Here is a 14665-nt window from a genome sequence, read left to right as displayed (position 1 = left end):
CGATGCTCGGCGTGCATGAAGGCGTTACAGCGGCAGTTCGCCCTGCACCGCCTGTGCGCCCAGCCGCCATGCCAGCCCGGACAACCGGCTGGCGTGGCGCTGCAGGGCCTTCTCCAGCACCTCCGCAGGCCCCGCCAGGTGCAGCCGCGTACGCGCCCGGGTCAGCCCGGTGTACACCAGCTCGCGCGACAGCACCCGGCTGTCATGCCGTGGCAGCTGCAGCCACACTTCGTCGAATTCCGAACCCTGCGCCTTGTGCACGGTCATCGCGAACGCGCTTTCGTGCGCCGGCAAGGCCGCCGGATGGAACGCACGCGGATGCGCCATGTCATCGCCCGGGAACCAGGCGGCCATGCCGCCGCCGGCATCGCGCAGGCAGATGCCCACGTCGCCGTTGAACAGGCGGTGGCGGTAGCTGTTCTCGGTCACCAGCAACAGCCGGCCGTGGAAGTAGCCGGCGTTGGCACCGGCCAACAGGGTTTCGATGCGGTGGTTGAGCCCGCGCGCACCCTGCGGTCCTTCGCGCAGCGCGGTCAGCACCCGCAGCCGGCCGGCCTGCGCCAGCGCGATCGCCGGATCACCGCTGTCGGTGAGCGCGCGCCACTGCGCCAGCAGGTGTTCGCGCTGCTCCTGCAGCGGATCCAGCAGGCCTTCGTGGAAGCTGACCCCGGCCAGCGTTCCCTGCCGCAGCAGCGTCAGTGCCGCAGCACTGTCACCGGCGCGCACCGCCGTGGCCAAGGGGGCAAGGTCCAGCGCATCGCTCTGCCGGTAGCCGCGCTGCAACTGCACCCGGCGACCGGCGAACGGGGTCGGCGGCGCCTCCGGCCGCAGCGTGGCCGCGGCCATCAGCGGCTGCAGCGCGCGTGCATCGTCGTTGCGCGTGCCCTCGCCATCGCCGCTGGCACGCAGGATGGCGCTGAGCACATCGCCCGCCTCCACCGACGGCAACTGGTCCGGATCGCCGAGCAGGATCAATCGCGTCCCGCTGCCGATGGCCTCCACCAGCTTGGCCATCATCGGCAGGTCGATCATCGACGCTTCGTCGACCACCACCACGTCGAACGGCAACGGATTGTCGGCATGGTGGCGGAAGCGCGGGGAATCCGGGATCACGCCGAGCAGCCGGTGCAGGGTGGTGCCACTGCTGGGCAGCGTGGCGCACAGCTCCGGCGCCAGGCCTTCGGCCTGCAGTCGCTGCACCGCCAGGCGCAGGCTTTCAGCCATCCGTTCGGCGGCGCGCCCGGTCGGTGCGGCCAGCGCCACGCGCGGCGCCGGTTGGCCCGCCTGCACGGCGTGCGCGACCAGCAACAGCAACAGCCGCGCGATGGTGGTGGTCTTGCCGGTACCCGGTCCGCCGGTCACCAGCGCCAGCGGGTGGCGCAGGCTCACCGCCGCCGCGCGCGCCTGGTGGTCGACACGGCCGGCCGCCTGCGGGAACAACTGCGCGAACAGCGGCGCGATCGCCTCCAGCGCCACCGTCGGCAATGGATGCCGGCCGATGCGCTGCAGCCCTTCAGCCAGCTGCCGTTCGTATTCGCGGTAGCGGCGCAGATAGACCAGGCCGTTTTCCAGCACCAGCGGCGCATCGACGCTGATCGCATCGGCCTGCTCCGGGCGTGCCACCCACGGCGAGTCGTGCAGTTCCTGCAGCCACTGGCCAGCGCTCGGCCAGGCAAAGCTGCCTTCCACCAGTCGCTGCGGCTGCCCCGGATCGAAGCCTGCGTGCCCCTGCGACACTGCCAGCGAGGCCAGCGCGGCGGCGACCAGGATCGAAGGCGGGGTCTCCGGCCGCAGCCGCCCGAGGCTGAGCGCCAGCGCGTGGTCCAGCGTGCGCAGTTGGCCGGCGGCTTTCAGTTCGACCAGCAGGCTCATGCCACGCCTCCCACCACGCGGGCGACCAGCGCCGCCTGGGCGGCGTCACCGCCGGCGAACAGGGCATCCAGCGCATCCACCAGTGCGGGCTCGAAACGCGCTGCATGCACGCCCTCGCCGTCCATGCCCAGCCCGCGGCAGAACAGGTAGCGGATGCCGCCCATGTCGCGCGCGTAGTCGTAGCGGCTGCCCAGCCGGAAACGCAGCCAGCGATGCAGGGCGACGGTGTAGATCAATGCCTGCAGGTCGTATTCGCTGTGGCGCATGGCTGCGCGCAGCAGCTCCGGCGTATAGCCCGGCAAACGGTTGGATTTGTAATCGAGCACGTACCAGCGGCCCTCGCGCACGTAGGTCAGGTCGATCTTGCCGGTCATCAGCCCTTCCAGCTGGCGGCGCAGGCCGAAACCACGGCGCGCCGGCACGATGCCGAAGCGGTGCAGCAGCTGCAGCAGGGCGGGCACGGCGGTGGGCTGCATGGCGAAGTGGAACTCGATTTCCGCGCGGCGCTGGGCCGCGGGCAGGTCGTGCAGGGCACCGCCCTCGGGCAAGGGCACGGTCAGGGTGTGGCCGACCAGCGGCACCAGTACCTCGACACCGTCGTCCAGGTCGGCATCGGCGTAGCCTTCCTCGCGCAGCGCCTTGCGCAGCACCGCGGACTGGCCTTCCGGCGCCTGCTGGCCTGGCTGCCAGCCGCCCCAGGCGGCGAAGTCCGTGTTCTCCAGCGCATCGTGCAGCACGTTGCCGAAGCGGCTGCCCATGAAGCGCGGATCCACCGCGATGGTGTCCGGCTCACTGCCGGCCGGCAGCGCCGGTTCCAGGGGAAGTTCGGCACCGGCCGGTTCGTCGGCGGCGGGCGCGGGCACTTCAGTGGCGGCCGCATCGATCTCCTGCCCGGCATCGGCGTTGGCCAGCTGGGTGAAGCTGTACACCCACCAGTCGTGCGGCACCCGCCGTTCGATCAAACGCACCGGCGGCAGCTCGCCTTCGTCTTCCATCGCCAGCTGCGTCGGCCGGGTTGCCGGCGCGCGCTCATCGACCAGGATATCGGCATGCGCCGCCAACGCCGACAGGTCGCCCAGCATCGGCGCCAGCCGGGTCTTAGCCAGTCCGGCCAGGTCGCCGATGGCGATCCACAGCGCATGCTCGGCACGGGTCAGCCCCACGTACAGCAGGCGCGCATCCTCGGCGCGCTGCTCCTGGTCGCGCAGTGAGGTGGCCGCGTCCCAGGCCGCGTCCTTGTCCAGCTTCCAGTGCAGTTCGCGGCGATCCTGCGCGTGCACGGTGCAGTTGCTGGCGGTGTTCGGCGCGCCGCCGTCGATGCCGACGAACGGCAGGTAGACCAGCGGGTATTCCAGGCCCTTGCTCTTGTGCAGGGTGATGATCTGCACCCGGCGCGCGTCCGATTCCAGCCGCAGCAGCTGCTGTTCGTCGTTCTGGTCGGCATGCGCCATCTGGCCCTGCAGCCAGTCCAGCAGGCCGTGCATGCCCAGCGCCTGGGCCGAAGCCTCCTGCAGCAGCTCGCCCAGCTGCAGGTAATTGGTCAAACGGCGTTCGCCGTCCAGCAGCGCCAGCAGGCGTTCGGCCTGGCCGGCGCAGGCATCGGCGATCACCGCGAACGGTCCGCCGCGGGTCCAGCGTTCGCGCCACTGCAACAGCTGCGCCTGGTAGCCGCGCTGCACGTCGCCGTCGCGTTCCATGCCGGCGATCGCCGCTGCGTCCTGGCCCAGCAGCACCGTCGCCAGCGCCGCGCGCAGACGCCCTTCATCGGCCGGTTGCAGCAGGGCCATCAGCAGCGCGCGCAGGTCCTGCGCTTCGGTGGTGGCAAACAGGCTCTGCTTGCCCGCGGCGACGGCGGGAATACCGGCCGCGGCCAGCCCCCGCTGCACCAGCGTGGCTTCGCGGTGCGAACGCACCAGCACCGCGATGTCGCCCGGCTGTACCGGGCGACCGCGCAGTTCGGCGCGTCCGGCACGTGCGTCCACCAGCACCTGGTGGATGTCGGCCACGCAGGCGGCGCAGGCCACCTCGCGTGAGGGATCGGCGTTGAACGGGCGCCCGCCTTCGTTGCGCAGCACGCGCAGGGTCAGGCCCGGCGCCGGCTGGCCATCGCGCAGGTAGTCCGCGTCGCCGCGCACGCCACCGGCAGCCACCGGTTCGAACGGGATGCCCTCGTCCAGGAAAGCGGTGGGCCCGGCGTTGTCGTACAGCGACTGCAACGCACGCAGCACGCTCGGCCGCGACCGGAAATTGCGGTCCAGCGCCGGCGCGACCTGCGCCCCGCGCTTGGCCTTGAGATAGGTATGGATGTCACCGCCGCGGAACCCGTAGATCGCCTGCTTGGGGTCCCCGATCAGGAACAACGCGGGCGCCAGCCCGGCCTCGCGCGTTTCTTCGCTGTCGCCGAACACGGTATGGAAGATGCCCCATTGGCGATCATCGGTGTCCTGGAATTCGTCCACCAGCGCGATGCGGTACTGGCTGCGCAGCTGCCGCACCAGGGTGTCGCGGTGCGGGCCGGCGAGCGCGTTGGCCACCCCGTCGATCAGGTCGTCATAGGTCTGCACGCGGCGCATGCGCTTGAGCGCATCCAGCCGCTGACGCGCCTGCGCACGCAGGCCGTGCAGGAAGTTGATCGCGCGGCCGCGCAGCCAGTCCAGCCGCGCCTGACGGGCCTGCAGGTAGTCCTGCAGCGCAGGCTGCAACGGCGACGCCGGCGTGCGGCCGGCATGCGCCTTGTTGGTCTTGCCTTCCAGCGACGCAGGCAGCAGCGCAGCCAGGCGCTCACTGTCGAGCACGGCGGCCGGCCCGTCGTGCAGTGCCCAGTCGCGCAGCTGCGAACACAGCGGCTGCAGCCAGGTCAGCTTGTAGGAGGCGCCATTGAGCCACTTGGCATCCACCGCTTCGCACAGCGCTGCGAAGAAGGCATCACCGTGATCGCCGATCGCTTGGCCCAGCGCATCGGCCGCCTGTTGCAGCCGCAGCGTCGGATCCTCACCGAGCACGGCCGCCGGAGGCAGCAGCGGCAGCGGCTTCAACAGATCAGACAGGTCACCGGCCAGCGCCTCGGGGGTCTTCCACAACCAGGTCAGCGCATCGATCGCGGTCGCGTCACTGGCATGCACGCGCCACAGGTCGGCGGCCAGCTCTTCCAGCAGCGCACGGTCGCTGGCCAGCAGCTCCGGGGGATCGAAGGTATGCCCGCTTTCCAGCGCATGTTCGCGCAGCACGCGGGTGCAGAAGCCGTGGATGGTGAAGATCGCGGCGAGATCGATCTCGTCGGCGGCGACCTGCAGGCGGCGCTGCAGCGCCGCGGCGCTTTCAGTGCCGGCGTCCAGGTGCCGCTGCAGCACCCAGCGGGTCAGCAGCACGTCCGGGGTATCGTCGTCGGCCGGGGCGCGATCCACCAGCTGCGCGGCCAGCGCCAGCCGTTCCCGGATGCGCTTGCGCAGCTCCTGGGTGGCCGCATCGGTGAAGGTCACCGCCAGCACCTGGCCGATGCGCAGGCCCTGTTCCACCACCAGCCGGGTGAACAGCGTGGCCAGGGTAAACGTCTTGCCGGTGCCGGCGCTGGCTTCGATCAGCTGCACCCCGTGCAGCGGCAGCGCCAGGTACGGATCATCGTGCAGGGTGTCCAGGTCGTTGTTCATGCGCCGCCCTCGCCGCCTTCATCGCGCAGCGCGCGGCCTTCGCGCACCGCGCTGAACACTACGCGGCTGATATGCAGCAGGTCGGCGAAGCTGGCCTCGTCCTTGAACGGATCCTGCCCGCGCAGTGCAAGCTGGATCGCCTCGCCCTGCGCTTCGCCCCAGCTGCGGTCCGAGCCGTGCCAGCGCTTGGCGGCTTCGCTGAACTGCTTTTCCACAGGCGTGGTATGCAGGGTCCAGCCGGTGTACGGGCCGAACGGCAGCGGCTCACGCAGGCCGCGCGCGCGCAGCTGCAGCAGGCTGCGCAGTGCATCCCGGGCCTGGACGGGCGGCAACGCGGGCAGCAGGTGCGGGCCCACGCCGTTCTCGCCTTCATCGTGGAACTGCACCAGCGGCAGTGCATCGCCGGCAGCGTTGGCCAGCAGCCAGTCCAGCCCATGGCGGATCGCCGCATTGCCGTTCAGGCTGCCGGTGCGCAGGCGCACCAGGCCCGCAGGGTGGCGGTCAGCGACCCGGCCGTGCAGGCGCACACCGTCGATGTCGACCTCGTAGCGGCGGCTTTCCAGCGGTGCATTCTCCAGCCACTCGCGCAGTGCCATCGCGTACGGGCGTGATTGCGCCTGCAGCGCATCAAAACCGCGCTCGCCCAGGGCACCGGACGGCAACAGCGCACGCGCGCGCAATCGCGGATACAACGGTGTGTCGTCCTCCTGCAGCGTGGCCCGCACCACCGCCAGCTGCACGCTGCGCGCTTCGGGACTGCGTTCGGACAGCACCAGCGGCTCTACGTCGTCGGTTTCCTGCAGGTCGCCGGGCAGGCGCAGGCCCAGCGACAGCGACAGGAACTGGCCGGCGGGATCGATCAGGAAGCGCCGCAGTTCATCCAGCGACAGCCGCGACTCCACCGGGTCGGTGGTCGCCACCGGCGCGGGCAGCGGCGTGCTGATCCAGGCCGGCAGCTGGCCACGGGCGCCGCCGACGGTGGCCGCGGCGGGATGCCATTGGCGGCGATAGCTGAAACGGCGCGGATCGCCGCCGCCGAACGCGGCCGGCGAGAACGGCTGCAAGGCATGCCGCACCACGAACTGCTTGGCGGCCTCGCGCGGTTCGGCGTGGTACTGCATCGCCGCCTCGATCAGTTCACTGACCAGCACCGAGGGCTCGCGCACGCTGCCATCGCGTGGGTCCGCGCCGAGGTAGCTCAGGTAGAACGCATCCTGCGCGGCGGCGAACAGCTGCAGGAACAGGAAGCGATCATCCTCGCGCAGCGAACGGTCGCCTGGGCGGCGGCGCGCGCTGTCCAGTTCAGCGGTGAGCTGGTTCAGTCCAGCCGCCGGGTCGCGTCGCGGGAAGTCGCCATCGTTGAGGCCCAGCACGCAGATCACCCGGAACGGCAGCAGGCGCATCGGCACCATGCGGCCGAAGCTGATGCCACCGGTCAGCAGCGGCGCGCGCGTATCGGCCTCGGCCAGGGCACCGGCGAAATGCGAGCGGATCACCTCGGCCGGCACGCGGCCGTCGAATCCGGCCTTGTCCGCGTCTTCGACGAACTGGTTGATCAGCCGACGCAGGCGTTCCAGCGCACGCTGGCTGTTCGGCGAGGACGGCGGGGTCGGCAGCAGCGCGTCGAGCAGGCCCAGCAGGCGCTGCCGCCACTGCGCCGGTGACAGCGTTTCACCCAGCCGCTGCTGGTACACGGCCAACACGCGCAGCAGGCGCAGCAGCCGGTCCAATGCCTCCAGCGCACTGCCTTCCAGTTCCGGCCACGGGGCCACGCCGGCGATGTCGCCATCGCTGCCGCTGGCGTGGCCGAGCAGCAGGCGGTCCAGCGCGAACTGCCAGGTAAAGGCATCGTCGGCCGGCGCCAGATGCTGGCGACGGTGGTCGGCGCTGAGCCCCCAGCGCACGCCCGCCGCCTGCAGCAAGTCATGCAGGCGATCAAAGGCGGCGGCATCCAGTCCGGCCGCTTCGGCCAGCGGCGCACTGGCCAGCAGGTCCAGCACTTCGTTCAAGCCGAAGCGCGACACCGGCAGTCCCAGCAGGTGCACGAAGACATCGGCCAGCGGCTCGCCGGCCAGCGGGCTGGTGTCGGCCAGCGCATAGGGAATGTGGTCTTCGCCGCCGCTGCGACCGCCGAACACCGCCTCCAGGTAGGGCACGTACGGATCGATGTCCGGTGCGAGCACGGCGATGTCGCGTGCCTGCAGCGGCGGGTCGAAGCGCGGATCCTGCAGCAGGCCCCGCAGCTGGTCATGCAGCACCTGCAGTTCGCGCAGGCGGGTATGGCAGGCGTGTACCTGCAGGCTGGGATCGTCCAGCCGCAACGCGGGCAACAGCGGGCCCGAAGGCAGGCCGCGGCGGTGGAAGAGGTCGCGCTGCAGCCGGTGCAGCAGGCTGTCGGACAGGCCGCCCTGGTCCATCGGCGGGCGTAGGTCGTCCTCGGGATCGTCGTAGGCGCCGATCTCGCCGGACGGATGCACCACTTCGTAGCTGCCCAGCACCGCCATGAAATCGCGCCCGGCCGCGCCCCAGGCTTCCAGCAGGCGGTTCTCGCCGGCGGCCTCGCCGAACGGATCCGGCGCGCCGCTGCGCAGCTTTTCGCCCAGCGTCTGCAGGTCGCCCCAGTAGGCCTGCACCGGCGTGGGCAGGTAGAAATGCAGCTCGCCTACGCGCGCCTGGGTGGCCATCACCCGCAGCACGTCGGGCGAGATGTTCAGCGTGGCGAACGCGGACAGGCGCAGCGGCAGGCCCTGCGGCAACGGCTTGCCGGCGCCTTCGAACTGCTCCAGGTAGGCCTGGATCCGGCGCGCGCGGTAGCCACGTCGCTGGGCGATGGCACGCCACAGGATCGCCTGTGGATCCTGCGGATCGGCACCGGCGTCCCAGCGCAGCAGCCAGTCGCGGCGCCAGGCCTGGTATTTTTCGAACACGCTGGCCAGCTCGCCGGCCAGCGCCCAGGGCTTGAGCGGATCGCCGCCGGACAGGTAGCTGTGCAGCGCGCGCATCGGCGGCTGCGCCATCAGCAAGTCGTCACCGAGCGCGGCATACAGGCGCCAATGCAGGGCCGCCGCGTCCAGGTCCTCGGCCTCGCCGGGAACGTTGGCGTTCAACGCGCGTGCCACGAACTCACCCGGGGTCAGGAACTCCAGGTTGGCGGCCACGCCGTATTCGGCCGCCAGGGTGGACTGCAACCAGCGCCGCATCGCCACCTGCGGGATCAGCACCACTTCCGGGTCCAGCAGCGGCTGTCCAGGCAACGGCGCACGCACGTGCCGCGCCAGCAACGCGGCAAGCACGTCCAGCGAGTTGGAATGGTAAAGGCGGAAATCGCTGGAGGGGTCGCTCATTGCGTACAGTTTGCCGCAGCGGCGTGCTAAATGAATGCTGGACGCATCCGGCCCGCCTATTGCTTCACGTTGATTGTTCCGCCGCGCCGCTCGACTGTCCCGGCGCGGCTGCGCCCGTGCCGCAACGACGCATGCGACAATACTGGACGGTCCAGTACGCTTATGTTCAGCGCCACGCCCTGATCCTTCAACGTTGGAAAATTGTTAAATGGTGCCCATGCAGGCTTCCACGACTCCTCTGGTGCAGTTGACCAACGTCCGCATCGAGCGCGGCGGACGCACGATCCTGCGCGATGTGTCGCTGCAGGTGCCGCAGGGCAGCATCACCGCCGTGCTCGGTCCGTCCGGCAGTGGCAAGTCGACCCTGCTGGCCGCGCTGACCGGGGAGCTGCGTCCGGTACAGGGCGACGTCACCCTGTTCGGCAAGCCGATCCCGACCGGCAACCGCGACCTGCTGGAAATGCGCAAGAGCGTCGGTGTGCTGCTGCAGGGCAACGGGCTGCTGACCGACCTCACCGTAGGTGAGAACGTGGCGCTGCCGCTGCGCGCGCATACCCGGCTGCCGGTCGCCGTGCGCGAGCGCCTGGTGCAGATGAAGCTGCATGCGGTGGGCCTGCTTTCGGCCGGCGATGCCTGGCCGCGCGAACTGTCCGGCGGCATGGCACGGCGCGTTGCGCTGGCCCGCGCGCTGGCGCTGGACCCGCCGCTGATGATCTATGACGAGCCGCTGACCGGGCTGGACCCGATCGCCTCGGGGGTCATCATGAGCCTGATCCAGCGCCTCAACCACAGCCTGGGCCTGACCAGCATCATCGTCAGCCACCACGTGCACGAGACCCTGCCGATCTGCGACCAGGTGATCGCCATCGCCAACGGTGGCGTGGTGTTCCAGGGCAGCCCGGCCGCGCTGGAAGCCAGCCAGGATCCGCTGCTGCAGCAGTTCCTGCACGGCCGCCCGGATGGCCCGATCCCGTTCGACGCCGCGCCCCGCGCGAGGACTGCCTGATGCCCTTCGTTGCCGCCACCCGCTCACTGGGCCGCGCCGGTCTGTTTTCGCTGACCGTGCTGCGCGGCTCGCTGCCGACCGCCGATTTCCTGGCCGAACTGACCCGCGAGATCTACAAGATCGGCGCTCGCTCGCTGCCGATCATCGCCGTCGGCGGGGCCTTCGTCGGCCTGGTGCTGACCCTGCAGGGCTATCGCACGCTGACCACCTTCGGCGCTGCCGATGCGCTGTCCACGCTGCTGGGCCTGTCGCTGTACCGCGAGCTGGCGCCGGTGCTGACCGCGCTGTTGTTCATCGGCCGCGCTGGCAGCTCGATCGCCGCCGAACTGGGCCTGATGCGCGCCACCGACCAGATCAAGGCGCTGGAGCTGATGGCCATCGACCCGATCGCCAAGGCCGTGGCCCCGCGTTTCTGGGCGGCGGTGCTGACTGTACCTCTGCTCACCGGGGTGTTCTGCTCGCTGGCGATCTCGGCCAGTTACTTCGAAGCGGTACACCTGCTGGGACTGGACAACGGCGTGTTCTGGTCGGCGCTGCGCAACAGCGTGGACTTCTGGAACGACTTCGGCGTGGCGATGCTGAAATCGGCCATCTTCGGCGGCACTGCGGCGCTGGTGGCTTCGTACGTCGGCTTCCACGCCGAGCCCACCATCGAAGGCACTTCCGTCGCCACCACCCGCGCGGTGGTCAATGCTTCGCTGCTGGTGCTGATGTTCAACTTCGTGCTGTCGGCCATGCTGTTCCAGTAACTGTATTCCTTCCTGGTTCCGGCGCTTGCCAGCGCGGGAACGACCTGAACCTCCCGCCCTGGATATGCCGGGGCACCTGTCAAAAATGGTGAAATGAACATGGCCATCCGCGGTCCCAGACTGGAATTCTCCGTCGGCGCCTTCCTGCTGCTGGCACTGGCCTCGCTGTTGGTACTGGCGGTCGCTTCGACCAACCAGCGCTGGGGCCTGGGCGGTGGCGGCTACGAGCTGAAGGCCCGTTTCTCGCAGATCGGCCAGTTGCGCAAGCAGGCACCGGTGAAGATCGGCGGGGTCAACGTCGGCCAGGTAGCAGCCATCGACCTGGATCCGGTCAAGTTCGATTCCATCGTCACCATCAAGATGGACGGCAAGTTCAAGGATCTGCCCGCCGACACCTCCGCAGGCATATTCACCAGCGGTTTGCTCGGCGAGAGCTATATCGGCCTGCAACCGGGCGGCGATCCGGACGTGCTGAAGGCCGGTGATGAAATCGTGTTCACCCAGCCAGCGGTAGACCTGATCCAGCTGGTCGGCAAATACATGTTCAGTGGTGGCGGCGCCGGTGGCGACGCAGCCCCGTCCAATGAATCCCACGACGGCGCGCCCGCGCCCGCTACGGAAACCCAACCATGAAAATGAAACTGCTCCCGCTCCTGCTCGCTTCGGCCCTGCTGGCTGCCACCCCGCTGATCGCATCGGCGCAGGCGCCTGCCGCTGCCGCCGCCACCCAGGGCCAGGCCGGCAAGACCGTGATCGATGCCAGTACCCGCATCATGACCACCCTGCAGCAGCGCAAGGCCGAGTTCAGCAAGGACCCGACCGCTCTGCGCAACTTCATCAACAGCGAGCTCAACCGCACCTTCGACCGCGATTACGCGGCACGCCTGGTACTGGGCGCGCATTCGCGCGGTGCCTCCGATGCGGACATCAAGCTGTTCGCCGATGCGATGGCGGACAACCTGATGCAGCGTTACGGTTCGGCCCTGCTGAACATCCAGGGCCGGCCGAGCTTCCGCCTGAAGGGCGAGAGCCCGTTGCCGGGCAACCGCGGCGTGCGCGTGGCCACCGAACTGGTGCGCTCGGGCGACCAACCGACCCCGGTCGAGTACCTGATGCGCAACACCGGTGGCCAGTGGAAGATCTTCGACGTCAACATCGAAGGCATCTCCTACGTGCAGACCTTCCGCAACCAGTTCGACGCCCCACTGCGCCAGAAGGGCATCAAGCAGGTCGCCACCGAGCTGCGCAGCGGCAGCATGCAGGCCGGAACCCCGGGCAATGGCAAGTAACACCGCCCAGGCCCGGCTGGACCAGGGCACCCTGCACCTGTCCGGCGTGCTGGACCGCAGCGCGGTGATCGCGCTGTGGCCGCAGCTGCAGTCGCTGGGTAACGGCGCGCAGGCGCTGGACCTGACCGACGTGCCGCGCGTGGACAGCGCCGGCGTGGCCTTGCTGGCCGAACTCGCCGCGCGAGCGCGGCAGCAGGGACGGACGCTGGCCATCAACGGCTCGCCAGCCGGCCTGACCGAACTGGAGGCCGCCTACCGGCTGTCTGCAGACCTTGATTTCAATGCCCCTTCTGCCGCGAGCTGACATGAACGTCGTACGCATACTCCCCCTGTTCGTCCTGGTCGCAACGCTCAGCGCGTGTGCTGCCAAACCGGCCCGTGACAGCGCCCCCAGCGCCGGCACCGTGGTCCCTGCAACCGAAGCGCCGGTCGCCGATGCAGCTCCCGCCCCGGTCGTCGACGATGCGTCCGCCAGCGCCGACGCCACGCCGGTTGCAGGGTCGCCAACGCCCGCCGCCGCGGCGCCGCCCACCGTGGATGCCGATGGTGATGGCACGCCCGATGCATCCGAAGACGACTTCGCCGCGCTGTACGGCAGCGATGGGGTCAGCGGCGGATCCGCAGCCGCCTACGATCCGTGGGAACCGCTCAACCGCCGCGTGCATCGCTTCAACGTGGTGGTGGACAACGCCGTCGCGCGTCCGCTGGCGATCGCCTACACCAACGTGGTGCCGCGCTTCGCACGCACCGGTGTGAGCAATTTCTTCAGCAACATCCGCTCGCCGGTGACCATCGTCAACCAGTTCCTGCAGGGCCGTCCGGACGATGCCTGGGACACCATGGGCCGCTTCCTGATGAACAGCACGCTGGGCATCGGCGGGCTGTTCGATCCGGCCAGCAAGGCGATGATTGCCAACCGCAAGGAAGACTTCGGCCAGACGCTCGGTGCGTGGGGCTGGCGTCCGTCGCGCTATGTGGAACTGCCGTTCTTCGGGCCGCGTACCGTGCGTGATGTGTTCGGCCTGGCCGGCGACATTCCGCTGTCGCCGATCCGCCAGATCGAAGAAGACAAGGTGCGCATCGGCCTGCAGGGCCTGCAGCTGGTGGACGCGCGTTCGCAGCTGCTGGCCGCCGATGACATCCGTTCCAGCGCCGTGGACGAATACGCCCTGGTGCGTGATGCGTGGCTGCAGCGCCGCAACTACCAGATCGAGAACGACCTGCGCGGCAAGCATGCGCGTGGCAAGGACGACCTGGACTCGCCGATTCCGGTGGATGCGATGCCGATGCCGCAGTGGGGCAACTGACGGTCGTTGCAGCGCACGGCCAAGCGGGTTCACGCCATCGCATTCGCGCTGTCGCTCCCACGCTTTGCTGCGCAAACCGTGGGCCCCGTCTCACCACCATCCACACCCCGCCGCTTCGCGGCCGCCCCTGACTCAGGGGCTCCCTCCACCAGAGGGGCCACGGGGGCCATCGGTAGCGCCGCCCCATGGTCGGCGGCTCTTCATCGCGGTGCCTGATGGATTCCGCCGACCATGGGTCGGCGCTACCGCTTTTCTTTTTCTTTACGTGGCGGGACGCGCGCGCGGACTGTCAGGGCCGGGCGGGAGGGGTTGGTGGGGGCGTGGAGCGCCAGGGATGGCGCGACACGAGGCCCGCATGGATGCGGTATTTGCCGTCCCCCACCAGCCCCTCCTGCCCGGCCCAACCCAGTGACCCGGCTGTAGTGCGACCCACCACGAGGGGCTTGGCCGTTCGCGGACTCAGGCCGCCAGTGCGGCGTCCACGGCTTCGCGTACGCGGGCGTCGTCCGCGGTTACGTCCGGGGCGAAACGGGCGATGACCTGGCCGTCGCGGCCGATCAGGAACTTCTCGAAATTCCACAGGATCCCCGGTGCGGGCTGCGCCAGGTCCTTGGCCGCCAGGCGTTCGCGCATCGGACCTTCGCCGATCGCCTGCGGTTGGGCGGCGATCAGCTGCTGGTACAACGGATGCACGTCATCGCCGGCCACGCTGATCTTGCCGAACATCGGGAAACTGACGTCATAGGTCAGCTGGCAGAACTGCTGGATGTCCGCTTCGCTGCCCGGCTCCTGGCCGAGGAAGTTGTTGGCCGGGAAACCGAGGACTTCAAGGCCATGTGCCTGCTTTTCCACGTACAGCGTCTGCAGGCCTTCGTACTGCGGGGTCAGGCCGCACTTGGAGGCGACGTTGACCACCAGCAGCACCTTGCCACGGTAATCGGCCAGCGAGGCCGGCTGGCCCTCGATGGTGGTGACGGGAATATCCTGGATCGACTGGGTCACGGCGGACTCGTGGTTAGAGATTGAAAGGGAGGCATCACGCAGGGGACGCGCGGCAGCGCGCGCTCAATCCACGCAGATCGTGCCCTGGGCAACGCCGCCATCGATGCGCTGGCGGCAGCCGAAGTTTTCGCTGGCATCGCGCTGGCACACACCGGAGGCCGGCGAACCGGCAACCACTTCACCGATCGCCAGGCACTGGCCACTGCAGTCGGCCTTGGCATTGCAGGTCTTGCCGGCATCGGCATACGGCACCACGCACTGCACGCGCTGCAGGCGACCCAGCGGACGCAGCTCACCGCCCTTCGCGGTGCACGCGGCAGCGTCCAGCGCAGCCACGGCCGGCACCGTGTCGGCGGCCGTCGTGGGGGCACCCGGACGGCTGCCACCGAAAGCACAACCGGCGAGGGAGGTCACCAGCAACAGGCTGGCCAGCAGGGAAAGGCGCATCG

At 69.5% G+C, this 14665-nt stretch carries 11 protein-coding genes; 6 read left to right on the top strand and 5 right to left on the bottom strand.

Features of this window, described 5'->3' with window-relative positions; all coding sequences use genetic code 11:
* Positions 1–24: 24 nt before the first annotated feature.
* The 3 genes from recD to recC are packed head-to-tail and all read right to left on the bottom strand — an operon-like array spanning position 25 to position 8863.
* Entirely contained in the window at positions 25–1872 is a 1848-nt protein-coding gene (gene recD, locus IFT63_RS15040; RefSeq protein WP_192084936.1) for an exodeoxyribonuclease V subunit alpha, read from the bottom strand.
* Entirely contained in the window at positions 1869–5519 is a 3651-nt protein-coding gene (gene recB / locus IFT63_RS15035; RefSeq protein ID WP_192084935.1) for an exodeoxyribonuclease V subunit beta, read from the bottom strand. The genes recD and recB overlap by 4 nt, the downstream gene beginning before the upstream one ends.
* Complete coding sequence (gene recC / locus IFT63_RS15030) at positions 5516–8863, bottom strand: exodeoxyribonuclease V subunit gamma (RefSeq protein ID WP_192084934.1); 3348 nt, start codon at positions 8861–8863, stop codon at positions 5516–5518. The genes recB and recC overlap by 4 nt, the downstream gene beginning before the upstream one ends.
* A gap of 217 nt (positions 8864–9080) precedes the next feature.
* Between recC and IFT63_RS15025 the strand changes: the two genes are divergently transcribed.
* The 6 genes from IFT63_RS15025 to IFT63_RS15000 all read left to right on the top strand — a co-directional run bounded on the left by IFT63_RS15025 (position 9081) and on the right by IFT63_RS15000 (position 13214).
* A complete protein-coding gene (locus tag IFT63_RS15025; RefSeq protein ID WP_042612193.1) occupies positions 9081–9869 on the top strand; it encodes an ATP-binding cassette domain-containing protein in 789 nt (262 codons plus the stop codon).
* Entirely contained in the window at positions 9869–10618 is a 750-nt protein-coding gene (locus tag IFT63_RS15020) for an MlaE family lipid ABC transporter permease subunit (protein WP_042612164.1), read from the top strand. The genes IFT63_RS15025 and IFT63_RS15020 overlap by 1 nt, the downstream gene beginning before the upstream one ends.
* A 99-nt stretch (positions 10619–10717) precedes the next feature.
* Positions 10718–11251 carry an outer membrane lipid asymmetry maintenance protein MlaD gene (mlaD, locus tag IFT63_RS15015; RefSeq protein WP_042612192.1) on the top strand — a complete coding sequence of 178 codons (534 nt, stop codon included), beginning with the start codon at positions 10718–10720 and terminating at the stop codon, positions 11249–11251.
* Positions 11248–11907, top strand: coding sequence for an ABC transporter substrate-binding protein (locus IFT63_RS15010; RefSeq protein ID WP_042612163.1), 660 nt, complete (start codon positions 11248–11250; stop codon positions 11905–11907). The genes mlaD and IFT63_RS15010 overlap by 4 nt, the downstream gene beginning before the upstream one ends.
* Positions 11897–12211, top strand: a complete 315-nt coding sequence (locus IFT63_RS15005; protein ID WP_042612162.1) for an STAS domain-containing protein — start codon at positions 11897–11899, stop codon at positions 12209–12211. Before IFT63_RS15010 ends, IFT63_RS15005 begins: the two co-directional genes overlap by 11 nt.
* A 1-nt stretch (position 12212) precedes the next feature.
* Entirely contained in the window at positions 12213–13214 is a 1002-nt protein-coding gene (locus tag IFT63_RS15000) for a VacJ family lipoprotein (protein ID WP_192084933.1), read from the top strand.
* A gap of 459 nt (positions 13215–13673) precedes the next feature.
* On the opposite strand, the gene IFT63_RS14995 is transcribed toward IFT63_RS15000, so the two are convergent.
* Both IFT63_RS14995 and IFT63_RS14990 read right to left on the bottom strand, forming a co-directional pair.
* The gene (locus IFT63_RS14995; RefSeq protein WP_192084932.1) at positions 13674–14216 is read right to left on the bottom strand and encodes a glutathione peroxidase; all 543 of its coding nucleotides are present in this window, start codon (positions 14214–14216) and stop codon (positions 13674–13676) included.
* 63 nt (positions 14217–14279) lie between these two features.
* A complete protein-coding gene (locus IFT63_RS14990; protein WP_042612159.1) occupies positions 14280–14663 on the bottom strand; it encodes a hypothetical protein in 384 nt (127 codons plus the stop codon).
* Positions 14664–14665 lie beyond the last annotated feature (2 nt).

The organism is Stenotrophomonas sp. CFBP 13724 (genome assembly GCF_014841975.1).
GTDB classification, from domain to species: Bacteria; Pseudomonadota; Gammaproteobacteria; order Xanthomonadales; family Xanthomonadaceae; genus Stenotrophomonas; species Stenotrophomonas lacuserhaii.
The sequence above is the reverse complement of the archived record's forward strand: the minus strand, read 5'-3'. Positions and strand labels throughout refer to the sequence as shown.